This window comes from Colwellia sp. RSH04 (assembly GCF_003545765.1).
Lineage (GTDB): Bacteria > Pseudomonadota > Gammaproteobacteria > Enterobacterales > Alteromonadaceae > Colwellia.
The window spans coordinates 214,238-239,982 of the sequence record NZ_QXIO01000002.1; the positions used below are offsets into that span (position 1 = coordinate 214,238).

Annotated in this window: 21 protein-coding genes; 8 read left to right on the plus strand and 13 right to left on the minus strand. The window is 34.9% G+C overall.

What is annotated here, in order from left to right; genetic code table 11:
• The first annotated feature begins 106 nt into the window (after positions 1–106).
• Positions 107–652 (plus strand): YkvA family protein, encoded by a 546-nt coding sequence (locus D1094_RS04520; RefSeq protein WP_118958906.1) that lies wholly within the window; start codon positions 107–109, stop codon positions 650–652.
• Positions 653–701: 49 nt separating this feature from the next.
• Here D1094_RS04520 and lrp read toward each other — a convergent pair whose 3' ends face one another.
• Positions 702–1,184 (minus strand): leucine-responsive transcriptional regulator Lrp, encoded by a 483-nt coding sequence (lrp, locus tag D1094_RS04525; RefSeq protein WP_118958907.1) that lies wholly within the window; start codon positions 1,182–1,184, stop codon positions 702–704.
• 156 nt (positions 1,185–1,340) lie between these two features.
• Here lrp and ald point away from each other — a divergent pair, with 156 nt between their 5' ends.
• The 5 genes from ald to infA all read left to right on the plus strand — a co-directional run bounded on the left by ald (position 1,341) and on the right by infA (position 5,466).
• Positions 1,341–2,459 carry an alanine dehydrogenase gene (gene ald / locus D1094_RS04530; protein ID WP_118958908.1) on the plus strand — a complete coding sequence of 373 codons (1,119 nt, stop codon included), beginning with the start codon at positions 1,341–1,343 and terminating at the stop codon, positions 2,457–2,459.
• Between the two features lie 232 nt (positions 2,460–2,691).
• Complete coding sequence (gene trxB, locus D1094_RS04535; RefSeq protein ID WP_118958909.1) at positions 2,692–3,639, plus strand: thioredoxin-disulfide reductase; 948 nt, start codon at positions 2,692–2,694, stop codon at positions 3,637–3,639.
• A gap of 21 nt (positions 3,640–3,660) precedes the next feature.
• Positions 3,661–4,374: a leucyl/phenylalanyl-tRNA--protein transferase gene (gene aat / locus D1094_RS04540; protein WP_118958910.1), complete on the plus strand. Its 714-nt coding sequence runs from the start codon at positions 3,661–3,663 to the stop codon at positions 4,372–4,374.
• Positions 4,374–5,111 (plus strand): arginyltransferase, encoded by a 738-nt coding sequence (locus tag D1094_RS04545; RefSeq protein ID WP_118958911.1) that lies wholly within the window; start codon positions 4,374–4,376, stop codon positions 5,109–5,111. Before aat ends, D1094_RS04545 begins: the two co-directional genes overlap by 1 nt.
• A gap of 136 nt (positions 5,112–5,247) precedes the next feature.
• Entirely contained in the window at positions 5,248–5,466 is a 219-nt protein-coding gene (infA, locus tag D1094_RS04550) for a translation initiation factor IF-1 (RefSeq protein WP_011043571.1), read from the plus strand.
• Positions 5,467–5,601: 135 nt separating this feature from the next.
• Here the strand turns inward: infA and D1094_RS04555 are convergent, their stop codons facing one another.
• The 3 genes from D1094_RS04555 to D1094_RS04565 all read right to left on the minus strand — a co-directional run bounded on the left by D1094_RS04555 (position 5,602) and on the right by D1094_RS04565 (position 6,960).
• Positions 5,602–5,985, minus strand: coding sequence for a VOC family protein (locus tag D1094_RS04555; RefSeq protein ID WP_118958912.1), 384 nt, complete (start codon positions 5,983–5,985; stop codon positions 5,602–5,604).
• Between the two features lie 41 nt (positions 5,986–6,026).
• Complete coding sequence (locus tag D1094_RS04560; protein ID WP_118958913.1) at positions 6,027–6,608, minus strand: DUF3087 family protein; 582 nt, start codon at positions 6,606–6,608, stop codon at positions 6,027–6,029.
• An 88-nt stretch (positions 6,609–6,696) separates the two neighbouring features.
• The gene (locus D1094_RS04565) at positions 6,697–6,960 is read right to left on the minus strand and encodes a hypothetical protein (RefSeq protein ID WP_118958914.1); all 264 of its coding nucleotides are present in this window, start codon (positions 6,958–6,960) and stop codon (positions 6,697–6,699) included.
• Between the two features lie 387 nt (positions 6,961–7,347).
• Between D1094_RS04565 and D1094_RS04570 the strand changes: the two genes are divergently transcribed.
• Positions 7,348–8,088, plus strand: a complete 741-nt coding sequence (locus D1094_RS04570) for an ABC transporter substrate-binding protein (protein WP_118958915.1) — start codon at positions 7,348–7,350, stop codon at positions 8,086–8,088.
• A gap of 119 nt (positions 8,089–8,207) precedes the next feature.
• On the opposite strand, the gene recD is transcribed toward D1094_RS04570, so the two are convergent.
• The 9 genes from recD to D1094_RS04615 all read right to left on the minus strand — a co-directional run bounded on the left by recD (position 8,208) and on the right by D1094_RS04615 (position 23,927).
• A complete protein-coding gene (recD, locus tag D1094_RS04575; protein ID WP_118958916.1) occupies positions 8,208–10,154 on the minus strand; it encodes an exodeoxyribonuclease V subunit alpha in 1,947 nt (648 codons plus the stop codon).
• Positions 10,154–13,792, minus strand: a complete 3,639-nt coding sequence (recB, locus tag D1094_RS04580; protein ID WP_118958917.1) for an exodeoxyribonuclease V subunit beta — start codon at positions 13,790–13,792, stop codon at positions 10,154–10,156. Before recB ends, recD begins: the two co-directional genes overlap by 1 nt.
• Positions 13,792–17,247 carry an exodeoxyribonuclease V subunit gamma gene (recC, locus tag D1094_RS04585; protein WP_118958918.1) on the minus strand — a complete coding sequence of 1,152 codons (3,456 nt, stop codon included), beginning with the start codon at positions 17,245–17,247 and terminating at the stop codon, positions 13,792–13,794. Before recC ends, recB begins: the two co-directional genes overlap by 1 nt.
• A gap of 147 nt (positions 17,248–17,394) precedes the next feature.
• Positions 17,395–17,781 carry a DUF4870 domain-containing protein gene (locus tag D1094_RS04590; protein WP_118958919.1) on the minus strand — a complete coding sequence of 129 codons (387 nt, stop codon included), beginning with the start codon at positions 17,779–17,781 and terminating at the stop codon, positions 17,395–17,397.
• A 344-nt stretch (positions 17,782–18,125) separates the two neighbouring features.
• Complete coding sequence (locus D1094_RS04595) at positions 18,126–20,282, minus strand: DUF3488 and transglutaminase-like domain-containing protein (protein WP_118958920.1); 2,157 nt, start codon at positions 20,280–20,282, stop codon at positions 18,126–18,128.
• 39 nt (positions 20,283–20,321) lie between these two features.
• Entirely contained in the window at positions 20,322–21,320 is a 999-nt protein-coding gene (locus D1094_RS04600) for a DUF58 domain-containing protein (protein ID WP_118958921.1), read from the minus strand.
• A gap of 9 nt (positions 21,321–21,329) precedes the next feature.
• Entirely contained in the window at positions 21,330–22,307 is a 978-nt protein-coding gene (locus D1094_RS04605) for a MoxR family ATPase (RefSeq protein ID WP_118958922.1), read from the minus strand.
• Positions 22,308–22,410: 103 nt separating this feature from the next.
• Positions 22,411–23,469: a 3-deoxy-7-phosphoheptulonate synthase AroG gene (gene aroG / locus D1094_RS04610; protein ID WP_118958923.1), complete on the minus strand. Its 1,059-nt coding sequence runs from the start codon at positions 23,467–23,469 to the stop codon at positions 22,411–22,413.
• A gap of 197 nt (positions 23,470–23,666) precedes the next feature.
• The gene (locus tag D1094_RS04615; protein ID WP_118958924.1) at positions 23,667–23,927 is read right to left on the minus strand and encodes a DUF5062 family protein; all 261 of its coding nucleotides are present in this window, start codon (positions 23,925–23,927) and stop codon (positions 23,667–23,669) included.
• A 203-nt stretch (positions 23,928–24,130) separates the two neighbouring features.
• On the opposite strand from D1094_RS04615, the gene D1094_RS04620 reads away from it, so the two are divergent.
• Positions 24,131–25,249 (plus strand): DUF3083 family protein, encoded by a 1,119-nt coding sequence (locus D1094_RS04620; protein ID WP_118958925.1) that lies wholly within the window; start codon positions 24,131–24,133, stop codon positions 25,247–25,249.
• The last annotated feature ends 496 nt before the right edge of the window (positions 25,250–25,745 follow it).

Here is a 25,745-nt window from a genome sequence, read left to right on the forward strand (position 1 = left end):
AAAGTAAAAGAAACAATTACTAAGTTAAAGAAGATACTGGCTTTGTCATGATTATCTGGTAGATTTATTTATGTACATCATATTTATGTCAATACAGGAGTGGATAATGGCATTTGAAGTTACCTTTGAATTAAAAGAAACAGATCTAGAACATTTTAGAGATGTAATGAGAAAAGCTCAGTCAGAAGCATCGAAATTGTCTGAGAAAGACATCTTAGCGCATGCTAAAAGCCTAAGCTTAGATGTAAAAGATAATGTACCTGAATTTGTAAGGCTTCGTTTAGCCAAGTTAGAGATTCTTGTCGCAATGATTGAAGACAGTGAATGGCAGATTCCAGAACCAGAAAGATCAGATGTTATCAGTGCCCTAGCCTACTTTAGTGATCCTGAAGATTTAGTTGCTGATCATATTCCTGTGTTAGGCTTTTTAGATGACGCCATTATGATTGAACTTGTTGCTGAAGAATTACAACCTGATATCGAAGCTTATGAAGAGTTTTGTCAATACAGAGAGAGAGAAAAAGACAGAGCGGGTGACACCACAATAACTCGTGAAGATTGGTTAGACTCAAAACGTCGTGAATTACATAGCCGTATTCGACATAGAAGAAGTAGTCGCCGAAGTGGTGGTTCTTTTAGATCTATTTTCTAAATAAAATATAAAAAAGAGCTTTAGTAGCTCTTTTTATATCTCTTAATGCCTATCGTTTAATTGGTAACAAATTTGTTGATTTTATTTCATCCATGACTACATAGGTTCTACTTTCACTCACTGCTGGTAATCGTAATAACGTATCTCCAAGCAATTCTCGGTAGGCCAACATATCTTTTACCCGTGTTTTTAACAGAAAATCAAAATCTCCCGATACCAAGTGACATTCTTGGATAACATCAAGTTCATGCACCGCTTTCGCAAAGTCATCAAACACATCAGGGCTTGTTTTAGTTAAAGTAATTTCAACAAGTACTAATAAGGCAGCATCAAGTTTCATTGGGTTTAACATTGCTTTATAACCTAAAATATACTGTTCTTTTTCTAACCTTTTCACTCTTTCTAAACACGGCGTTGGACTGAGCCCTACCCGTTTAGATAACTCAACATTAGATAACCGACCATTTCTTTGAAGTTCGTCTAAGATATTTTTATCTATCCTATCTAGACTTTTATTAGAGTAATTACTCATTTATATAAAACCATTTAAATCATTTTTAATAGCATTATATATCGAGTTATCCAGAATAACGACAGGTTATTCTATAAAAATGTCATTATACTAGTCGCAAATATTACAACACGCGTTGCATAAAAATAACGCAATAATAAGTAGAGTGAGAAAAATATGATTATTGGTGTACCAAAAGAAATCAAAAACCACGAATACCGTATTGGCTTGACACCTGCAGGTGTTAAAGAGTTAATTGTAAATGGTCATGAAGTCATTGTTGAAAATAACGGTGGTGCTTCAATTGGTTTTGACAACGAACAGTATATTACAGCAGGTGCAAAAATAATCGATAGTGCTGCTGAGATTTTTGCTACTGCTGATATGATCATTAAAGTAAAAGAACCTCAACCTGTTGAATGTAAAATGTTACGTCCAGGTCAAATCTTATTTACTTACTTACATTTAGCACCAGATCCACAACAAACAGAATTACTTGTCGCATCAGGCGCCACTTGTATTGCTTATGAAACAGTGACATCTGCTGCGGGTGGCCTACCTTTATTAGCTCCAATGTCTGAAGTTGCTGGCCGTATGTCAATTCAAGCGGGCGCACATGCTTTAGAAAAAGCACAAGGTGGTTTAGGCGCTTTACTCGGTGGTGTTCCAGGTGTAGCTCCAGCTAAAGTATTAATCGTAGGTGGTGGTGTTGTTGGTACTCAAGCAGCACGTATGGCAGTAGGTATGGGTGCTGATGTAACCATTTTAGATCGTTCATTACCCCGCTTACGTCAATTAGACACAGAATTTGACGGCCGATTAAAAACAGTTTACTCAACCGCAGATGCCATGGACACATTAATTGGTGAAGCTGATCTAGTGATTGGTGCTGTACTTATTCCTGGCGCAGCGGCACCTAAACTTGTTACTAAAGAACACATTAAAATGATGAAACAAGGTGCTGTTATTGTTGATGTTGCCATTGATCAAGGCGGTTGTTTTGAAACCTCAAAAGCAACAACTCATCAAGAACCAACGTATGTTGTAGACGGAGTTGTACACTACTGTGTTGCTAATATGCCAGGTGGTGTAGCAAGAACATCAACAATGGCATTAACCAATGCGACAATGCCGTTCGCAGTTACCATTGCTAATAAGGGTGCTAAACAAGCTTTATTAGATGATGAGCATTTATTGGCTGGTTTAAACGTAGCTGGCGGTAAGATTACTTACAAACCGGTTGCTGATGTTTTAGGTTATGAATATGTTGATGCAAAAGTTGCATTAAACGCATAATCAACTAGGTCATAATCGACTAAATATTAAAATTAATATCAAAGTGCAAGTATTATACTTGCACTTTTTTTTTATCTTTAACCGTATATTCGTTTTAAATTTCTTATAACTTATAAGATATCTTTACACTTATTCAGTGATGTTTTTAACTAAACACCTATACAGACTTGATATAACGACATATCATCCCAAACTTATAAATAAATACATATCTTACCTAATTGGAGTAATCATGAGTGAAGCTAGACATTGCCCACTGTTAATTTTGGGTTCTGGCCCTGCTGGTTATACTGCGGCTGTTTATGCAGCTAGAGCAAATTTAAAACCAGTAATGATCACAGGCATGCAACAAGGTGGTCAATTAACAACGACAACTGACGTTGAGAACTGGCCTGGTGATGCTGATGACTTAACAGGTCCTGCATTAATGGAACGCATGCAGAAACACGCCGAAAAGTTTGATACTGAAATAGTGTTTGATCATATCGAATCAGTAGACTTTTCTTCAAAACCCTACAAATTAACTGGCAGTAACGAATATACTTGTGATGCGCTTATTATTTGTACTGGTGCATCAGCACAATACCTTGGGTTACCGTCTGAAGAAGCCTTTATGGGTCGTGGTGTTTCTGCTTGTGCTACATGTGATGGATTCTTTTACAAGAACCAAAAAGTTGCCGTTGTTGGCGGTGGAAATACTGCGGTTGAAGAAGCACTTTATTTATCAAATATCGCCAGTGAAGTACACCTAGTACACCGTCGTGATAGCTTTCGAAGTGAAAAAATATTAACAGATCGTTTATATGAGAAAGTTAAAAATGGCAATATCACCCTTCATACTGACCGTACTCTCGATGAAGTATTAGGTGATAATATGGGTGTAACTGGTGTACGTTTAAAAGATACTAAATCAGATGAGACGCAAGAGTTATCTGTAGCAGGTGTATTTATTGCTATTGGCCATAAGCCAAATACCGATATTTTTAAAGACCAACTGGATATGAAAGATGGTTACCTCACTATTCAAAGTGGTACTCAGGGTAATGCAACCCAAACCAGTGTAGAAGGAATTTTTGCTGCGGGTGACGTTGCTGATCATATTTATCGTCAAGCAATTACTTCAGCGGGTGCTGGCTGTATGGCAGCTCTAGATGCAGAAAGATATTTAGACGCATTATAAGCTATTATTTCAGAGGGAAAAATGGAGCAAATTTTATATCAACTTGAAAATGATAATTTGACCTTTCCCTCTGATAATTTTGCCCTTAACAACCCTAACGGACTATTGGCCGTTGGTGGGGACTTAACCCCTCAAAGACTTATCAATGCCTATTCTCGTGGCATATTTCCATGGTTTAATGAAGACGACCCAATCATGTGGTGGTCACCAAGCCCTCGTGCGATAATTAAAACAGCTGATATAAGAATTAATAAAACACTTAAAAAAGCGATTAAACGCAGCCCTTTTGCTATCACGGTCAACAAAAGCTTTGAACAAGTGAGTCAACTATGTGCAGAAGCACCTTTTAGGAATGAAGAGACTTGGATAGTCCCTGACATGCAGCAAGCATATTTAGCACTTCATCAACTTGGCTATGCGCATTCAATTGAAGTGTGGCATGAAAATGAACTTGTCGGTGGTCTTTATGGTGTTGCTATTAATGGTTTTTTTTCAGGGGAATCCATGTTCTATTGTAAAGCCAATGCCTCTAAGTTTGCTTTACTTGCACTTATTCAGTTAATAGAAAGTAGTGGTATAACGTTTATAGACTGCCAAATCATTAACCCTTTTTTAGCTGATATGGGTGCAATAGAAATAAATCGCCCAATATTTAATGGCTTACTGAAAGAAGCGCTACAATTAGAGCTAGATAAAGATATTTGGCTACCAAGGGAATTAACACTAAAATACTAATGACAAGTTCCGATTTTAAATTAGGTATTACCAAAACCTTTCCTTGTAATTACCTCCCCCAAAAAGAAGAACGGTTATTAATTGCTGTTGATGAACGACTTCATAATAGTAAAAGTTATGCTTGGTTAATGACACAAGGGTTTAGACGCAGTGGTGACCAAGCATACAGACCCCATTGCGAACACTGTAATGCATGCCAATCATTAAGAGTTATTGCAAGTGAGTTTTCACCATCAAAGAGTCAGCGGCGTAACCTAAAACGTAATCAACAATTAACGTTAAAAACTTCAAATACGTTAAAAAGTGAGTACTATCCTCTGTTTGAAGAATACATTAATACTTGTCATCAAGACGGTACCATGTACCCCGCTACCTATTCACAATTTGAAAGTTTTTTATCAAGTTCATTAACTCAACAGCTATTTATTGAAATATGGCAACAAACAGAAGATGGTAATTCTCTTTTAGTTAGTGTTGCTGTAACTGATGTTCTATCAAATGCACTTTCTGCAGTGTATACGTTTTATTCTCCAAGTCTGAGAAACAAAGGCATAGGTGTTTATTCTATTTTAATGCAAATTAAAGAGTGTCAAAAGCTTCACAAAGAATACTTATATCTTGGCTATCAAATAGATGATTGTAAGAAAATGAATTATAAAAATAGATATTTCCCCTTTGAAAAATTTATTAATGGCCACTGGTATCGAACTGACAACGTAAAGAATAAAAATGAGTAAAATTTACAAATAAATAGGCACAAAGCTTTACATTAGCGTAGCAATTAGGCATCATTCGCGCAGCTTTTTTTATCGGCCATAAACACTACACATTATTTTATGGTTTACTTGCAAAAAATTAGAGGTTTAGCGCCCCATGGCGAAAGAAGAAAATATTGAAATGCAAGGTACGGTATTAGATACCTTACCTAACACTATGTTCAGAGTTGAACTAGAAAACGGCCATGTGGTCACCGCTCACATCTCAGGTAAAATGCGTAAAAATTACATTCGTATTTTAACTGGTGATAAGGTAACGGTTGAATTAACACCATATGATTTATCAAAAGGCCGCATTATTTTCCGCGCTAGATAATCACTACCTTATTAAAGAAAAAACCAGCTTTTAGCTGGTTTTTTTATATCTAAATGTTTTTATCTCTTAATATAAGAGTTCATCTACTTATACTGATTGGTATAACTAAGTGGCCTTGACTATCCTGAATTGAGATTAAATAGGCATACTCATATGAAAGGCATTTAATTTATTACCATCTAAATCTCTAAAGTAACCTGCATAAAAACCTGACATCTCACCTCTGGGGCCGGGTTTTCCTTCACAACGAGCTCCTAAGCTAATTGCTTTATTGTAAAAAGCATCAACTTCTTCATTAGTCTTCAACATAATAGCCACCATAGTGCCATTACCTACCGTTGCTTTTTCACCATCAAAAGGTTTAGTAATTGAAATACCTGCTTCATCAGGACCCGTGGTCCAAGCAACAAACTGTTCTGTTTCAATAAAGCGCTTAGCACCAATACTCTGAAAGAGTTCATCATAGAATTTCACTGCACGAGTTAAGTCATTCGTACCTAAAGTAACGTATCCGATCATTTCATAATCCTTATGTTTGTGTTTAAACAGTTTATTTATTATTAAAAGTTAGCTAATAATGCTTTATCAAACGATGACAGTTCAATCGTCACGTTTTGATCTTCAGCAAGTGTTTCTATTCTTTGAATGTCCTTTTCAACTTTACTCAGCGTAATCGTATTATCATCTAAAGTATAAACTTGTTTTAAACCCTGATAGTAATAACTTAATGTAATAAGTGCGTTTACATCCCCTTGTGTGGCTTTAGTTTCTATTCTCTTTAATTTTCGATAAATAAGATTTTGAAGCTGTTTTAATTGCCATACATAATAAATTTCATTAAAAAATGCTTTGTTTTTTAAGCTGTGTAATATGCTAGCACAGGCAAGTAACGCCAGAATAACGCCTAATAAGTTGTATTTAAAATTGCTTGGTGCTTGATTAACCTCATCGCTAGGAGCTTGTTGTTGAGCTTGCGAAACCGACACATCAAACGTTGATGAACTATAAGAGACATTAGAAAAAGCACTTATAAGCAACTGCCCAAAAGCAAGTGATAAAATTAACAATGTTACGATAAAGCCAACAATAACAATGTTTAAATGCTTTCTATATTGTTGTTTATCTATATTCTGTAGTTGCATTAAACAACCCTTAAATTTGCATTAGCTTAATTAGATTATATCAAGACAGGTTACATGGATGAAAGCTTAGATAACAATTTGAATAACTTTAATTTCTTCTTTTTTTTATATCTGGGTGTGTATCGATAAGCCCATCTTGGTTGATAGTAACGGTGGTATTATCTAAAGTCATCACTACAATAGTAGTGTCATCTTCCTTTCTAATAAACTCGATGTTATAGCCATAGTTAAATAGTGAAGTTGCAGATAATTTTTGAGCATAGTTTAAGTCATTCCACCAAGCATAACTTTCTAGTGCTTTGCGGCGGCGAGTTATATTAAATACTGAATTTTTAAAGGCCTTTAAACTCATTATGCATCCTAAAATATTTATGAAGAACCAAAAAACTGCTCATTAAATATTCAATCCAGTAACCACAAACTACATTAGAAAATCTACTGTTCTGAAAGTGTTATAGTCATTAGTTTATTGATGCATTTACTATACCTATAATATATTCATTTTATAAAACAGCCTATTATCATTTTACTATGGATAGTAAATGTACTAAAAAACAACATTTGTAAAAATTTTAGACAATATTACTCTGTTAATCATTAAGATTTATTAAGAATAAATCTTATACATTAGTAAATTATTATTCATATACTACTAGCGATTAACTCCCCTTTATTGTTATATTATATTTAATGTCAATACAAAGGAGTTGTTAACCTCATTTCCATAAAGAAATAATACATGAAATCTTTACCCATTTATTTTATATCTTTAATACTTTCCCTTATTCCATTTTCCGTGTTGGCTTCAAATATTATCAATGTAGCAACTTATATAGAACCCCCCTTCGCAGACAATGTTGGAGGTAAATATGTTGGTAGAAATATCAGATTAAGTAAACAAATAGCCCGCCATTTAAATAAACAAATTAACTTTATCCGTTGTCCCATGGCTAGATGTATTATGATGATGGAGTCTGGTCAAACAGATATGATACTCTCGGTATTGAAAACACCACAGCGTGAAAAGTTTATGTCATATATTGAACCCGCAATTGGAATTCAACAAATGCCTGTAGTTTTTTACACACTCAAGTCAAAAAAGTTTAAAGTGACCTCTTTTAAAGATTTACATTCGTTGCTTATTGGGAAAATACGTGGCGCTCGCTACTTTGAAGAGTTCGATAATAATACTTCATTGTCAACGATAGAAGTGACTTCTCGTGGTCAGTTAGTTCAAATGTTACTAAAGGGTCGTATTGATACCTTTATCGCTCGCGAAGAATCAATAAAACCGCTCATCAGCAACAACAATTATCAAAAACTAGCAATTTCACAGTATCAATATGAAGTACCGGTAAATGGCTATATCGCGGTTTCTAAAAAATCTTATTTGTATGAACAGCGAGACGAAATATCAACTTTTATAAAACAGATACAGGCAACAGGTAAACTTGATAAAGTGTATTACACTGACCCATAAAACTAATTCTTAAAATCAATCCTTAAAACCCATCCATAACTTCATTTTAAAACTAAACGTTGAATGCTCCAGACTTCGAATTATTAAGGTAATTGTTACGCACCTTATACGGGTTGCTATTACTTTAATGTAAGGCCTGAATAACGTTTTACTTTTCTACTCACACCTTCTTGCCATGTACAATAATCACTTGAAATAGTTAACCGCTGTTTAGCACGTGTAATCGCGGTATAGAGTAATTCTCTTGATAAAAGCTTATTTGTTTCGCCTAAAGCGCCTTGCTTAGGTAAAACCATTGCAACATGTTCAAACTCACTGCCTTGCGTTTTATGTATTGTCATTGCATAGACACTTTCGTATTTAGGTAACCTTGATGGAATATATTTTCTAAATTTCGGTTTATCATTATCTATGGCCACAGTATCTTCAAAATATACCGCTAAACTACCTTCATCAGTTTTCCAGACTAAACCAATGTCGCCATTAAACAAACCAGATTGATAATTATTTTCTGTGATCATAATAGGTTGACCATGAAACAAATTATTATGATTTATCGTTTGACTTGAAAGACCGTAACTTATTTGTGCTACTTTATTCCCTAGTGTGGCTTGAACTTGCTTTACTATAAAGCTATTTAATGATTCAACACCTAAATCCCCCACTCTACTAGCGCATAATACTCTGAATTTTGTTAACCGCTGAAAAGCTTGTTCAAGGCAACTAGATTTAGCTATAGGTACATAATATTGTTGAATCAAGGGTAAAAGCCAACCGGCCGTTGCAGACTCAACATAAGTGAGTTGTTCATTATTTTCAGTTTGTAATAATTGCCAACTTTCATCAACCTTTCCAGCAATAACAGCGGCGGCTAATAAGCCGATACCCCCTTCGCCATCAAAGCGTCTACTTTTCTTTAAGAAGCTTAAATAATCTAAAGAGTAAGATTCTGGTTTTGCTTGGTTGAGTAATTGTTGTTTTTCATATGGCGTAACATCAACTAAATACGCATTATTATCAGTACTGTATTGAGGTAAAGGTCTTGGTGCTATATCTGCTAATACACTGCCAGTAGAGACAGAAGGAAGTTGGTCAGCATCACCAAGTAAGATAATAGTACAGTCTGATTTTAATGATTTCATTAGCCTTAACATTAGCGGTAAATCAACCATAGACACTTCATCAATAAGTAATAAATCATAAGGCAGTAGGTTATGTTCATTATGCTTAAAATTAGGTTGATTATGAATAACACCTAACAACCGATGAATCGTTTGGGCTGTTAAAGGGATTTGGTCTAATATTGCATCATCAATGCTACCTTTAAACCCTGAAACTGCATTGTTAATTGATTCTGATAATCTTTGTGCTGCTTTTCCCGTTGGTGCTACCAAAGCAATATTAAGCAAATTTGAGTCATTAGTACCTACTGACAATGATTGTTCCATCATTAATTTAGCCGCTAATAACTTGGTTACTGTATAGGTTTTACCTGTACCAGGGCCACCTGCAATAACAGCAAACTTTTTGTTTAACGCATTGGCTACAGCAACAAGTTGCCAATCAATATCCGATTCATTACCTTGATAATGTTCAGGAAATAACTGCATTAAAATCGCGTTAATTTGACTATGACTTGCTGAAGGCTTTATTGATAGCTTTGCCATAATATTTGCTTTTAAGTCTTGCTCAAATTGAAAATAACGTCGTAAGTAAACATTTCCTTGCCAATACACGATAGGCTTTAACTGCTCAGGCGATATATCTAGCTGTTCAACGTAAGTTGTTAACTCAGTAAGATTAGGAAAGGAGTATCCCAATTCATTATCATTTTCAGTAGGTGGTGTGCTATAAGTACATTGAGTTCCTGCCACTGCTTGTAATGGTAAACAACTATGCCCTTCTCGTAAGCTTTTGTTTAAAACGACAAGAAAATGAAAACATAATGCTTCATCATGCTCTATTGCTAAAGCATCAATAATCTCTTTGGCAAAGTAATAATCAATGGCAAGTATGTCATCTATTTGAGCTTTGGCCTCGAAAAACGATTTATAAGTTAATAACATTAACAAGTACCTTTAACATCAGCGTTAGTTAATTTTGAGGTCATAATATTATTTCCATTGAATAAGTTATCTAAGGCTTTCATTTCAGACTCTTGAATTTTTCGAAAGTAGACACCGTTTCCTGAAACAGCTTGCTCATTTGTCATGCCACGTAAATAGAGGTAATAAACACCACCAAAATCTCTTTCAAATTGATATCCTTCAACTTTGTCTTGCAGGTATCGGTGAAGTGCAACGGAATATATTAAATACTGCAAATCATAATGATGTAATTCTATATTCTCCAATATCGTTTCATGGGTATAGTCAGAAAAATCATCACCTAAATAGTTTGATTTGTAATCGCAAACAAAGTATTTACCGTTATGTTGAAAGATTAAATCAATAAAACCATGCATCATCCCTGTCAGTTTTTTATATTCAGGCAAATACACTGGTGCAATAGCACGCTGATAAGGGATTCCTTCACAGCAAGTGGCCATTTTTCGATGCTCTGTTAACACATAACTTAATTGTTCAATACGTCCATTTGTCATCGGAAAATAAAACTCACTTTCTCGTAAAGTTTTATCAAAAGTAAGACTGGATAGCGTTAACGCTTTTTCTGCTTGTGAATTATTTTCTGTACATATAGTTGGCGTTAAAGGACATAAAATAATTTGCTCTAGCCAATTGACTAAATCAGCCATTTCAAAACCTTCAGGTAATTCTCCATACTTTACTAGTGGCCAATGGATTGCTTCTTGCCAGTTAGGGGCAGAAAAATCACATTGCTCTAGAATATCGTGTAATAAATTCCCACTATGAGCACCTTTAGTTAACATAAAACGTAATAAATGCGCTGATGATCGTTCATTTGATTGTGAGTTATCAAGGCTTTGTGTATCTCTATCTGGTGAAGAAACGCCAACATGTCGCATATTGCGACTTAAAGCAGAAAACGAACTTAACCACCAATCTCTTTCAATATGACCCTTAAATTTTTTAGCTTCTAAAACTAATTCATTTGCTGTTGATGAATGAGATAATTTATTAAGACTGTTTTCATTACCTTGAGGGTAATCCTCAATAGCAATGTTGCGAACAGCAATATGTTGCTCATCTCTTAGACGTAGCGATTCAATACCTTGCTGTATATCCTGTCCTTCTTGCCATTGAAGAGTTTTTCCTAATGGTGAAAGGTGATATTTATCAAATGCACAGGTAAAGATATAACAGCGTTGTTCCGCTCTTGTTATAGCGACATACAATAACCGGATCGCCTCAGCATAGGCTTCATTACTCATTGCTAATTTAGCCTCATCACTACCATCAAGGCTTAGCATCAACTGTCCATCAGCATTATGATATTCAATATAGTTAACAGATTTACTGCCAAAGCGTAAAGGATCTTTATGACGGGTAGCATACGGAACAAAGACAATGGGATATTCAAGACCTTTAGAGCCGTGTTGTGTAATGATTCTAATTAAGTCGCCGTCATTCTCTAATCTTAATTCTGCTTCGGTTTCAGGGTTATCCATTGTGGTTTGTAATTCAAACCAATGCAGTAGTTCATGAGGTTGTGCGTATCGTTGGCTTGCCGCTTGTAATAACTCAAATAAGTGAATTAAGTTAGTTAGACTTCTGTCTTTAGTTTCAAGTGCTACGTCAAAGTATTGATGCATTAACTTTATCGCCATTGAAATAAAGCCATATTTGCTCCATTCATGCCTTAGGGTGATAAAATCAAATTTAATTTTTTGATAAGCTTCATCATCTTGCTGCAATGCGTATAACTTGTTAGCATCAATTCCTAATAAACCACTACATAACCCGGCAATGAATAGATAATCATTTTCTAAATCATTAATCGCCGTAAGTATACTTAACAACTGTTTTGCTTGTGTGCTGTGAAATAAGTTAGCACGTTCTGATAAAAAGACGCTATCTAATTGCGCTTGAGACAGTGCGAGCTTAATATCTCTCGCTTCACTGCCATCTCTGACTAAAATTGCAATGTCTTTTGGTTTAATATCACCATGAGCCAATAATGTTTGAATTTCATTAGCACACCAGTAGGCCATATTCACTCTGACATCTTGATTCACTTTAGCCTGAGGATCTTCTTGATGAGAAAAGTGAATTATCTGCAAAGCTTCATCATTCTGATCACTCCCTTTTAATGGTGCTTTTTCGAGTGATTCTTTACCTGCAAGCACTGGTAAGTAATCAATACCAAATCCAAAAACACTCTTTTGTGTATTTTCACTCGGTGCAGTAAACACTTGATTATAAGCAGAAATCATTTCATGTGTAGATCGCCAATTCGTATCCATTAACCAATGATGATCACACCCTGCTCTAGCACTTAGATAAGCAAAAATATCACCACCTCGAAAACCATAAATAGCTTGTTTAGGATCACCAATTAAAAAGATACCCCGTTTATCATGCTGATAGTTTTGCTCATAGTAAACGGCTTGTAATATAGAGAATTGGTTGGGGTCTGTATCTTGAAATTCATCAATTAATGCCACTGGATATTGATGCAACAACGCTTTAGCTAAGTTTTGAGCATTCGGAGTTTTTGAGGTTAAACATTGTGCTAAAGTATTAATTAAATCATCAAAATCAAGCACATTTAACTGCTCTTTTCTATCAGCACATTGTTGACGTATTTTATAAATACCAGTACGCACAACCTGAAATGCTTTAGCTTTAGTGATATTACTCTGTAAACTTTTTAACTGGCTCTTAACTTTATTTACTGCTTCAAATGCCTGTTTAATAGCAAGCTTTTCTTTTGAGCGACTAAAGCGTCTGCCATCAATAAATGCATCGGGAAAATAAGGTAAGTTTAATAAAGCATCTTGGCCTAATTCGACTTGTTTTACCTCTTCAAGCCACGATAGTAATTGATTAAATTCTTCTTTTCTAACACCCTGTTCTTTGCCTTTTTTACTTAAGATCAGTGAATCTTCCAGCAGTTGAGTATTTGTTTTTAAGCTCGACAATGCTTCACAAACTAATTGAACAAAATTGGTTTCTACACTTTCTACAGAGACTAAAGCTATATCACTATTATGCGAGATAGCTTTACTAAAACTGGCAATAAAACTTGTAGGCGTCTGCCAAAATTGAGCCAATAAACTAAATGATACTTCATCACTCTTAGCCAATTGACGATACCAATCTTGTGCAGCTTGTAAAGTGATATCATTAGTATTTGTCGATAAGGTCGTATCAAAAGTTAAACCACTAGTAAACGCATGTTGATTAAGTACTTTTTGACAAAAACCATGAATGGTATGTATAGCAGCGTCATCTAATAACAATAATGCCCTTTTCAGCAGAAATTGAGCTTTATCATCATTAACTTTTTCACTTATCGCTTTAAAATATTCATCCGTTTCAATGAGTTCATGCCAATGCGCTAATGCTTGACGAATAAACACATCGATTCGCCCTCTTAACTCTTGCGTTGCATCTTTTGTAAACGTCATCAGTAAGATCTCTTCTACTGATAATTCTTGCTCAAGTATAAGCCTTAAATAAATACGAGTAATATTATAGGTTTTACCGGTACCAGCACTCGCTTCAATGAGGTGTTTACCTGTCAGTGGGATAGTATGAGCGTTAAGGTTTTTCATCTCCATTATGATTCCCCTTTATTGTTCAGACTGTTATGAGATAACGGTGCGCTAGAATCATCAATATCATAGATTTCTTTTGATATTTGTTGGTACATTGCTTGATAAACTGCACATAAATCCTCTTCAAATAAACTAATATCGGGACAGTTTTGCCAAAAGTAATGAATATACTCATCTTCACCTAAACCTGGCGTTAAATGGTTCCCTTGCCATATTGAGATAAACTTCTCTTGGCTTAACTCTTCTACTTTGCCACGCTTTTTTTGAAATACAGCATGGGCAAGTTCACCATTTAAAAGCAGTGCTTGTTGATTGCCCTTCTTAAAAACATCAATAATGACAGATAGTTGCTGTAATGGGTTCTCTAAATGGCAGAAAGTATATTGTTCTATTTTTTGCGATTTGGTATTAAAATAGAAACCGGTAGAACGCTTAATAGATTGTAAAACAGCCTCTTCAGGTGAATCATTATTAGAAGGATTAAGTTGCCATATTTGCACTATTAACTGTTGTAAATATAGCGTAAAGAGATCTTTAGCTTTAGCCGTAGAGTAACGATAAACAACATGACTATCACCATTATTTTGTAATTGGCAGGATAACGTTATTTTTTCAGATTTATGCTTTGTAGCATCAGGTAAAATATCAATATTACAATCAACAGTGACATTATTTTTGCTGTCATAAAATGAATCTAGCATTGTTGCGAACATACCACACTCTTGTTGCCAGCTTGATATTAATTCAACAGTTATCGGTAAGTCAGGAAACTTTCCCGACAATAATGCTTGTTGTACTATCTTTTCACTTGATAACCCTTCATTGCTGTTTAAATAACTACTTACTAAGGTTTGCTTGAGAAGATAACTTTCTAAGTAATCGTTAGTAAAAGGTTCTACATCATCAACGGTTACGCTGTTTTGTTGAAAATACAAATTAAGCTGTGACTGAGCAAAATATTTAGCGGGGTGCTGATAAAACCTTGCCAGCTCATCAACAGTTAGTGAATTAAAAGCGGTATCTTCTTGAAATATAACTAAGTTATTACCTTCAAGCTGAGTGTTTTTAGATAAAGCAAGTGTCAGCCAGTGTTGATCAAAACTCGCCCTTTCACCATGATAGTTGTCTTGACTAAAAGCTTGCATAGGCAATTGAAATAATTTGTTAGCCGTTGAGCTATCATCTGTATCTGATTCGTCTGTAGTGAAATGCCAACCATAACCTGTTGATAAGTACTCCATCAGCTCCTTTAAGACTAAAGAAGGCTGCTTCTCTTTATTTGTACGAATACTTCGCCCTTGGTAACTTAAATAAAGCACTTCTCTTGCAGAAATAATCGCTTCTAAAAATAAGTAACGATCGTCCGCACGACGAGACCTATCTCCCATCCTAGCTGCTGAAATTGATAATAAATCAAACCCTAACGGTTGTCGCTGCCTTGGATATTCACCATCGTTTAAACCTAATACCGCAATTACTTTAAACGGAATACTACGCATAGGTAACATAGAACAAAATGTTACCTGTCCAACCATAAATTGCTTACTTGAATCACCTTGATTGAAATGTTCAGTTAGAAACTCTACTACAATCGCTAAGGGCAACGGTTCGGTTAACCCTGCCTTTTCACAATTCTCAACTAAAGCAACAATCGCATCAGTAATAACCGTAAAGCTTTGTTCATGATGACTTGAATTTTGTTGATCAAATAAACTCTCGAGCTGTGATAATAAAAATTGATGCCATTTTGCTGGTGTGCGATTTTTTATTAACAATCGGCTAAATTGTTGTAACTGTTCAATAAACAAAATTAGCTGGCCCAATAAAACAACATCTTCACCTTCAACAAGTCCTAATAATAATTGATCTTGGTATACGGTATCTTCTGATGAAAAAGCGAAACCTCGAATAAGTCGAGAAAGCCCTTGCTGCCAAGTAAAGCTATTATTGGTAACCTCGCCAACATATTGCGCTTTATGCGCTTTATCAACCCCCCAATGGACACTGGCTTTGTTTAGCCATAGGTTGATTTTATCAAGAGAGTCAAAAGGTATATTAACAGCATCAGCTAACGCGGGTAATCGCAATAAAGAGACAATTTGAGAAACTTGAAAACGACTATCGGGTAAAGACAACAACTCAATGAAGGTTGAAACAATGGGGTCACTATTTAATGCACTTCTATCAGCTATTGAGCAAGGTAAAGGTGGCAGCTTACTGTCAACATCCTGCCAACCATGGGTAAATACTGCATTAACAAAAGGCGCATATTGCTCAATTTGAGGACACATAACCAAAATATCTTTAGGAGTAAGAGACGGGTCTTCATTAAATAAGTTCAATAGATAGTCATGTAATCCTTGCACTTCCCTAAGTACACTGTGGCTACTAGTTACGACAATAGAATTATCATTTATATAATCTTCTGATACTTCTCTAGGTGATTCTCTGGCATCAGTTAAGCTAAGAATATCTTGTTGAACACATTGTAAAACAGGTTGAGTCAGTTGTTGCTCTGCGATTGTAATATCATCGAAGGCATCAACATTAACAGTACTATACTCTTGCAGCATTGAGATAAACTCCCTTCCTTGCTGCCCTAGATTAGCAAGTAGCGGGTTGCCAACAAAACTGTCAAGATGCTGTGCTCCGTCTGTCCACAAACTTAACTGTTTAAATGCTTGTTTCTCACTTTTGATATCGCCCCAGTAATCAAAACAAGGATTTAAATGGTAAAAGTGAACATCAATATGCTCACTTAACGCATTGATAAAAGAAAGCCACATTGGTGCCATGGTATTAATACCAAAAAAACTCAATTTCTTTGGTATTGATTGCAGGTTATCTTGAATATTCGCGATAGCATCTTCGAGTAGCTCAACAGGATTATAGGGTAAATGTTTAACAAGCATTTGCCATATTTTTGCCTGCCATAAATATTCTTTAGAATCGATTCCATCAATGGGTTTGCCCTTCTCCCATGCATCTAACCAATCAGGCCTAAAAATCAAATACTGTTCAAATAAATCGGCTAACTGTTTAGCAAGTTGATAACGTTTAAAATCATCACGCTTTTCACTATGTTCAAGTGAATATTGACTATTCCAATAATGAGTGGCTTCAGATAAGTTTTTATCATTAATGATAGTCTCAAGCGCTAATATGTCATAAATACGCCATGTCAGGACCTCTCGTGAATAAGGAGATTGCTCAGGCACCTTATCATCGCTAGCTATTGTTCTTATTAGCTTCCATAAAAACTGAGCAGGTAACGCGTAACGTATATTCATACTAATACTGCGCTCGTTTGCTAGCGCTAAGTTAAGCCAATGTTGCATGCCCGCATTTTGAACAACAACAACCTCTTGTTCAAATACACCTACAGGAGACACTTGAGAAACTTTGTTAAAAAGAGCTAATAAATGCTCCATTTTATTGGCTGGATAAAGGTAAATCAAAGAGAGGCCTATGAAAGATTAAAGCGGAAACTATTAGTTAAATTTAACCACATGGAGCCACTTATCTCTACTAAAATAAATGTAGAATTTTGCTAAGATTACAAGCGGTTAAAATATCGTTAGTGAATTAAGAATAAACCAAGGGGTTTATTCTATGAAGTCGAGGTGCTTTTGAAAGAAGTGCCCTAATACAGGCAAGGTATATTGATTACCTATTATCGCTTGGTATATGCAAACCAACCAAATCAAACAGAGACCAATACTAATAAACCAGCCTATTAAAGGGATAAGTGTTAAGAGTGCGACTGTAATGATCAACCCTAAGCCTTGTCTTAAATGAAAACGTGCGAAATCAGATTTTTGCTGTCCGTAAAGAAACATAGCAATTAACCAACCAAATAACGTTAGATAACTCATCACAGCTATCACTTTATTCATATCAATATAGTCAATTGCTTTTCCATTATTACCAGAACTTGATACTTGACTATTTACAAGTGAATCATGTTGTTTATCCATTGTTTTATAACGCATAAATTGATTCTCCATCATCTTCTGCACATACAATAAGGTTTAAACGAAATAGTTCTCTACCTAGGGCTTGTTCACCTTTGCTGATACTTTCAGCAATGAGATTTCCCCCGTTTATCTGCGTTAAAATCTGCTGGTTTAGCTAGCTAAATTACGCAAATTTGGCCTTGATTAAAGGAGGTATCTCTCGGCTGAGTGATTAAACAAAAATAAACACGCCCTAGTTATTAACTTAGGAAAAATATACCGCGACTACAAGCTAAATATTTACCCATAGATTTAAAATACTCCTTAATTATTTCAATTGTATGAAGAAAACCTATAAAGAATATTTTACTTAAAAATACTCACCTCTTATAACTCACTTTATTAACTTGTTGATTAAGCTTACGATATTCATTTTTCATTTTAGTGAACAAAATAGATTGCTGTTGCTTAGATAATTGTTGATAAGATAACTGAACAAAATAGTGGCTGAATCTAGCAAATGTTTTTGCTATTGCAGGAACCTCTTTATTTACTTGCTTTACAAAATGATTAGCAGAGCAATCGGGTGATTTATTCACTCCTTTTTTAGCGAGTAATTTTAATGACTTATTATATAAAAATCCCCAAGGTTTTTTTGGTGTTTGTACTTTATTAGTTTTTGGTGAATAGGCATTAATAAAAAAAAGTACCATCATGACCAAAATAATAGCGCCCACAATAATTAAGCCATACTGCCACGACTTAACTTGTCCGAACCAGCGCTTAATTAATTCATATTGTTTTTCAGCAGAATAACCTATGACTAGTTTAGTCCATTGATAATCGAGTAAATCGAGGGTTAATCGTAAATTATTTATCCAAGCAAAATGTTTCATTGACTGTAAACTGAAAAAGTTATTATCTAAATAATCACGTTGGTCAGACAAACGCTGAGAAAATCCTTGGTTTACCCTACTTGGATCTACAGATGCGGTTGGGTCGAATCTAACCCACCCTTGTCCTGCAATCCAAATTTCTGACCATGCATGGGCATCATACTGATAAATATTAAGATGCCCTTGAGAGTCTGCTTTTGCATTTAAGCGATTAACTTCTCCGCCCATATAGCCTGTAACCATTCTTGAAGGAACACCCGCAGCACGCATTAAAAAGGTAAAAGCACTTGCATAATGTGAACAAAAACCCGCTTTTGTATCGAAGAAAAATTGATCTAAGCTGTTGTTAATAAGTAAAGGTGGCTCTAATGTATAAAAATAATCCAAGTTATTAAAACGACGTAAAACTGCCTTCGCTATTTCTTCAGGTGTATTGAATTGACTATTAAGCTGATTTGCTAACGACTCCAATCTAGGATTAGAGTTTTCAGGATAACTCAGGTTAAGCTCCCATTCAGATTTTGTTAGGGGTCTATTCTTGTTTTCATTAAGATAACTTTTAACAAGGTAACTCTGTGTTTGACTAATTATTTTTTTACTTTTTAAGGTGTAATCTGATGTTAAATTTATACTAGAGTCAAAAGAGTTAGCCACAGGTAAAGCAAACAACCATTGTTGAAAACTGGGTTCTACAGTCACTCGATATTCAATGGCTTCACTTGTTGGTAATGATGCTAAACGTTGTAACTCTTTTTGAAATAAAGCGAGCCCCCAAATATTATTTCGTGTTGATTTACTCCATTGACGACCATCATAATTATCTAACACTAAAGCACGCCAATATAACTTATCGTATGACGGTACGGTGTTTTGAGTAAACTCAACGCGAAAAGCCAACTCACTTGAGCGGGCGAGCTTGGCAATATCACCCGGTTGAACCGTAGCAGACAAACCAGTTTGTGCCGATTTAGCAAGTGGAACTTGCCAAAATGGCGAAAGTCTAGGAAAGAACACAAAAAGCACTACAGCCAAAATTACGCTTTGCAATAACAAAAATAAAATCGTTTTCAGGTTGTTCGGTACGGTTTTAACAACAGAAAAGTATTGATATAACACAAGAAGGTTAAGCATTAACACCATGAAAGCAAACACACTAAAGTATAAGTTTTGTGTAAAAATTAATGAGGAAGCTAAAACAAAAAAACCAAGTAAAGTGACTTGATAAAAATCTTTACGACTACGTAATTCAAAGGCTTTTAAAACATACGAAAAGCATAATAAATGTATCATACTTATCAATACACCTAACCCTTTAGCCGTTAGAGCTATAGCAATACACCCCACCAAAGCAAACATTAATAACAATACCGGTGAAATAGTGTTAAAGGAAACCCATGTAATCGAATTTACTTGGCTAATACCGTGATCGGGTTTCATATTTTGGTGAATACGTACCGCTTGCAAACAAAAACAAAGCACAACTATCGCTATCATCCAGTTTGAAAGCTCAAAAACTAACATCGAAATATTAAGTACTTGAGAAAGCCACAATAACCATGCATTGGACTTAGATAAACAAAACGTAGGTTTATGTATTGTTTGTTTACTAGCTCGCTTTCTTAAAGGGTATTTAATTTTCACTGGGTAATATAACCATTAACGTTAATTGCATATTTAATCTTAATAAGTAGCTAAAGCATGTAAACAATTTGCTTTGTGCTCTAAACCAGATGACGGTGGGATTTTAATCGTCTTTTTACCATGTAACTTTAATAATAAACCAAACTCTTGATTAGTTAACGAGAGAGTCGTCACTAAATAACTCAAGTATTGTAATTTAATTTCTAGTTGGTTATTGGGTAGCCCATCAAAGGTCAACCAAACGGGTTCACCCTGTTGGCTTTGATAATGTTTAGTATAGTGTCCTTGCCCTTTAGCTAGCTGTTTCCAAGCTGTTCTAGCTAATGATTCACCTCTAACAAAATTTTTTAATTCTGAGAATTCATCAATGCCTAATTGGTTAGATTGAGACACACCTGACAAATGAGTTTCGTCATTTGTTGAGCAAAGGTAAGAGTCTATTGCATTTAATACACGCTGCGATGGATAAACGATGAGCATATGCTCAAAATCTAACTTAGACCAACTCTTAAATAAACCAAATGAATACTCACTTTTAACTGTTAAGCGACCTAATAGATACTTACCGCGCTTGGGCGCTTGAATTGAAAGATTAACAGTATTATTTCCGTTATTTACTTGCAGCAAAGTGGCTGGAGTTACTTTTAACAAAGAATTGCACTGTTGATCGTTAAAATCTAATTGAATGTAGAAATGTTCTTTATGTGCAGTAATATAAAAAGGAATATTAATATTTTTGTCGCAATACCCTGTAACCAAAGACTCTGAATGTATAGATATCTTTGAAAAATTAAAAAAACTATGAAGCATTACCGTAATAAAAAAGCTGGCTAGCACAAAACTAAATAGAATAATTAAATTATTCTGATAATTTGTTCCAAGTAAAAAAAGCAATAAAACAAAAAGTAAATAAGTAAAACCAAAACGCGTTGGCAGAATGAAGATGTTCTTACTTGTTAGGGTATGATGTTTTTGTGCAGGGATCCGCTGAGACAACCACCGTTCAAAGCGTTGAAGAATAAACTTTTTGATCTTCACAGGCTACTCTTAATAAGCTAACGGATTTAATACATCAACTAAACCCAGTATTTGTTTAGCGGCTGACACTTCATTTTGATTAGGTTGAAATTGCTGTGGCTCTAATCTATGTTGGCATACTTCGTAAAAAACCGCTTGCACGTCATCTGGTAAAACATAATCTCTATCCTCTATATAGGCCCAAGCTTTAGCAGCCGCTAATAATGCTTTTCCAGCTCTTGGTGATAAGGGATTACATTGCAAGCCAGATGATAGCACCGCTTTATTTTGTGTAAGCTTTTTATCCATAGCATACTGATATCGACTGACTTGACATAAAGCGATCACGTAATCAATAACATCAGATGAAACAGTTATACTTTGTACTGCCTGTTGCATCTCAAGTAATTGTTCGGGGTTAAGCACATTGGTATGAATGTTTGTTGATAACTCTTGATTAGCTTGTAATATTTTCTTCTCTGCTTTTAAGTCTGGAAAGCCAAGAGATAAACGCATCATGAAGCGATCGAGTTGCGATTCAGGTAATGGATATGTCCCCGAATGAAACAATGGATTTTGTGTAGCAATGACAAAGAAAGGATCAGGTAAATTATAGGTATTACCGTCTATGCTCACTTGATTTTCAGCCATTGCTTCTAATAACGCACTTTGCGTTTTAGGACTAGCACGGTTAATTTCATCCGCTAAAACCACTTGATTAAAAATAGGGCCTTTATGTAACTCAAAATTCTTTAACTCTTGATTAAAGATAGAGACACCAATAACGTCAGAAGGGAGTAAATCACTAGTAAACTGTGTTCTTTGATAGCTTAAACCTAACGAAATAGCTAATTGATGGGCTAATGTGGTTTTTCCCATGCCAGGTAAGTCTTCAATCAGCAAATGCCCTTTTGCTAATAAACAGGCTAAAGCTAATCGACATTCCCTTGGTTTTCCTAAAACGACCGACTCTATTTGATTTAATACACTTTCAATTAAATGTTGCACAATAAACTTCCAAAACTAGTGACTTAACTGGCGCTAAACGAAAAAACGTCTAAAAGCAGAGCTTAATAGACGTTTTAGCACGAAAAATTTAATAAAGGAATATCTAGTTTTTAGCTTCTCTTCGGTTTAATACCGCTTGATTTAACTGTTCAAGCATTTTCTCAGTATCTGACCAACCAATACATGCGTCAGTGATACTTTGTCCATACACTTGTGCTTTACCGTTAACGAGTTTTTGATTACCTTCAACTAAGTGACTTTCAACCATAACACCGAAAATATTGTCGTTGCCTTCGCTAATTTGCTCACTGACGTCAGTAGAAACTAGCATTTGGTTTTCGAATTTTTTATTTGAATTGGCATGACTAAAATCAATCATAACTTTAGTATTTAACTGTGAATCTTCCAACTGTGAAGTCACTTTTTGCACACTATCTGCATCAAAGTTTGTGGTTTTCCCACCACGCAAAATAATATGACAATCACTATTACCCGTTGTTTCAACAATGGCAGCATGACCAAATTTAGTAACAGAAAGAAAATGGTGCGAAGCGGCAGCTGAGCCAATAGCATCAATCGCAATTTTAATTGTTCCATCAGTACCATTTTTAAAGCCAACGGGACAAGATAGACCTGACGCTAGTTCACGGTGAACTTGCGATTCGGTGGTTCTTGCGCCAATCGCCCCCCAACACATGAAATCAGCCATATATTGCGGTGTAATCATATCAAGAAACTCACCTGCAGTAGGCAAACCTAACTCATTCAAATCTAACAATAATTTACGCCCTATGCGTAAACCATCGTTTAATTTGAAACTATTATCTAAGTAAGGATCATTTATTAATCCTTTCCAACCCACGGTAGTACGAGGTTTTTCAAAATAAACTCGCATAACAACTTCTAAAGTATCTTTATACTTGTCACGAAGTGCAACTAAGCGCTGACCATATTCAATTGCAGCTTTAGGATCATGGATTGAGCAAGGGCCAATAACCACTAATAAGCGATCATCTTTACCTTTTAAAATATTGTGAATAGCAGCACGACCAGCAACAACAGATGCTGTTGCCTCTTCTGACGCTGGAAATCGTTCCAGTAATGCAATAGGAGGTAATAAGTCTTTAATTTTATTGATGCGTACATCGTCAGTTTGGTACATAAGTCGTTCTCTTTTCTTTGCCATTGTTGATGGCATAATTGTATTTTTTGTCTAATTCTTTACGGCTAGACGCCTATATAGGTAATCCCAATGACAATCTAGCAGTGTTAACCATGGATTTCTATGAAAAAATACTAAAAAACGATATTATTTAGAATAAATATTCTATTTGTACAATTTGTAGTAATTTTTCTTTATTATTTTAATAACGCATGATCTTGAGGTAACTGTTTAGCAATCCACAAAGCTAATTTATGCTTCATGTTTACTTGGTTTTCTTGATCAACAGGTAAAGGCTGGATTAATTTATCATTGACGAGTAATCGATAAAGGCTTTCAACTTTGTCTTTTGCTGCATTAGTTGAACTAAACCCCTTATATCCACGATTAATCGCATATTTTTCTCCAATTAAAATAGCCTTTTTAACTAATTCTGCTTCATTTTTAATCTTTTTCATTAAGATTCCTTGATTTAAGATTGCACGAGTTTATCACTACGATATGAACAGTTTACCCTTTATACAACAATAAGTTACATTTAATTACAAAATAGCCTAAGTATTCACTTTATAAGTTGATTCACATCAGATTTAATCCACTGCTATTAGCTATAATTATCACAATCAAATTTTAACCATTTTATCACTATAAAGGTGAGTATATGTCTGTATCAAGAACTAGAAATTTACAACATAAAGTTTATATCCCCTCTTCAGCAAGAGAGAACCAATATTTAATGGCAAAACTTCCATTAACTGATGAATTATTAGAAAATTTTGACTCATTAATTGCCAACGGAACTGAAAAACCATACGACGCATTGTATCAACATTTAAGTGATACTTTTTTTTCCGCAGCAGATAATTCAACGATTGAAAGTGTTCAATTTATTGCCAATGATAAGTTTCCAAGAGTACGCTACAGTCCTGAAAAGTTAACAGCACAAACAAAACAACAAGTGCTATTTCTTTATGATCCCAAATTTCATACTAGTCGTAATTCTTTCGTTAACGGTGCTAACAAAGCGAAAAAAATCACCTTAATCTTTTTAGCTAATGGTGACGATATTCGAGTTGAATCAGCCAAATTTCATAGTGAAGTAAAAGGTGTCTTAGAAGAGTTTGCCAAACAAGCCAAACTTGACGTGACAAAAATACGTATTTGCGATCATCAGCATTTAACTTACGATTTATTCGCCAAAAATAAAGGTGTTGAAGGGAGTCAATCACATAAATTCCGTTCAATGACAGATCGATATTTAGCCGATAAATTACAATTACCTGAATCAGCAGATGCGCTAACCTACGCTGTTGTAGATTTACCACTAAACCGAAGAATCCGCTCTTTAGTGACTATTGATGATAAAGCCTCTGATAAATATATCGAACTTTATAATCTTATCGCTGATGCGTTCATTAGCTCAGCTAAACAGCATAATTTGCATAACGGTGCTGTCATCGCTAATGGTCTAGTACCTATCGTAAGACGTGGCGAAGATGAAAATGTCATTACTGATGGTGAATTGTTGATGCTAGGATATAACCCTAAACATTCTTCTGGTGGCTACACGTGTAAGTGGGATGCCAACAAGTTAGTTGATAGCATTCAATTGATCTTTGTCGCGACTGAGCAAGATAAAACATCGTATGGGTATGGCAAATTTGTTAATCAAATTCAACAAGCATTATCGTCATTTGCCAAGCAGTTAGATTATATCGCTGAAAAAGAAGAGTTGATTTTAAGATTACATCAACACATTGGTTTCTATCCTGAAAAATAGTCTTATAGCTCTTTATTAAGTAATTTTTATTAGCCGCTCATAACATTAGCGGCTTTTTTATACTCACTTAAAAACCTCTTAAATAATTATAAAATAACGTTAATTACAGCTGGAACCAAGGCGAGTTAAGTTTATACAACCCATACAGACAACTAAGATAATGATAGCGATATAGAATTCAAATACTATATATAGCCTACCCTAACCCAGTAAAAGTTATTATCTTCTTATAACCATATTTATTATTATTTTATAAAATGTTGTTGATCTTTTATAAAAAACTGTCAAAGTGTCTACAGAAGCAATTTGAGTAAATAGTCTATATAGAATTTGACTAAGCAAAATCAAATTGATGTAAACTTGCAGTACTACTACATATTTAATATTTTTCATATTAAATATAACTTCCTAACCTGCCAACATTCAAGTCATTACCAATTCTTAATGGCTTGAATTCACAATTTGACCTTAACTATATTATTTAAAGGAGTAGCGC

Excerpts from the sequence above, each read along its gene's own strand:
- recD (WP_118958916.1), bottom strand. The coding sequence starts at position 10,154 with ATGTTATTAACTTATAAATCGTTTTTCGAGGCCAAAGCTCAAATAGAT.
- D1094_RS04590 (WP_118958919.1), bottom strand. The coding sequence starts at position 17,781 with ATGCGTTATAAAACAATGGATAAACAACATGATTCACTTGTAAATAGT.
- D1094_RS04520 (WP_118958906.1), top strand. The coding sequence starts at position 107 with ATGGCATTTGAAGTTACCTTTGAATTAAAAGAAACAGATCTAGAACAT.
- trxB (WP_118958909.1), top strand. The coding sequence starts at position 2,692 with ATGAGTGAAGCTAGACATTGCCCACTGTTAATTTTGGGTTCTGGCCCT.
- D1094_RS04565 (WP_118958914.1), bottom strand. The coding sequence starts at position 6,960 with ATGAGTTTAAAGGCCTTTAAAAATTCAGTATTTAATATAACTCGCCGC.
- aat (WP_118958910.1), top strand. The coding sequence starts at position 3,661 with ATGGAGCAAATTTTATATCAACTTGAAAATGATAATTTGACCTTTCCC.
- D1094_RS04620 (WP_118958925.1), top strand. The coding sequence starts at position 24,131 with ATGTCTGTATCAAGAACTAGAAATTTACAACATAAAGTTTATATCCCC.
- D1094_RS04615 (WP_118958924.1), bottom strand. The coding sequence starts at position 23,927 with ATGAAAAAGATTAAAAATGAAGCAGAATTAGTTAAAAAGGCTATTTTA.
- aroG (WP_118958923.1), bottom strand. The coding sequence starts at position 23,469 with ATGTACCAAACTGACGATGTACGCATCAATAAAATTAAAGACTTATTA.
- lrp (WP_118958907.1), bottom strand. The coding sequence starts at position 1,184 with ATGAGTAATTACTCTAATAAAAGTCTAGATAGGATAGATAAAAATATC.
- D1094_RS04555 (WP_118958912.1), bottom strand. The coding sequence starts at position 5,985 with ATGATCGGATACGTTACTTTAGGTACGAATGACTTAACTCGTGCAGTG.
- ald (WP_118958908.1), top strand. The coding sequence starts at position 1,341 with ATGATTATTGGTGTACCAAAAGAAATCAAAAACCACGAATACCGTATT.
- D1094_RS04570 (WP_118958915.1), top strand. The coding sequence starts at position 7,348 with ATGAAATCTTTACCCATTTATTTTATATCTTTAATACTTTCCCTTATT.
- D1094_RS04560 (WP_118958913.1), bottom strand. The coding sequence starts at position 6,608 with ATGCAACTACAGAATATAGATAAACAACAATATAGAAAGCATTTAAAC.
- recB (WP_118958917.1), bottom strand. The coding sequence starts at position 13,792 with ATGGAGATGAAAAACCTTAACGCTCATACTATCCCACTGACAGGTAAA.
- infA (WP_011043571.1), top strand. The coding sequence starts at position 5,248 with ATGGCGAAAGAAGAAAATATTGAAATGCAAGGTACGGTATTAGATACC.
- D1094_RS04545 (WP_118958911.1), top strand. The coding sequence starts at position 4,374 with ATGACAAGTTCCGATTTTAAATTAGGTATTACCAAAACCTTTCCTTGT.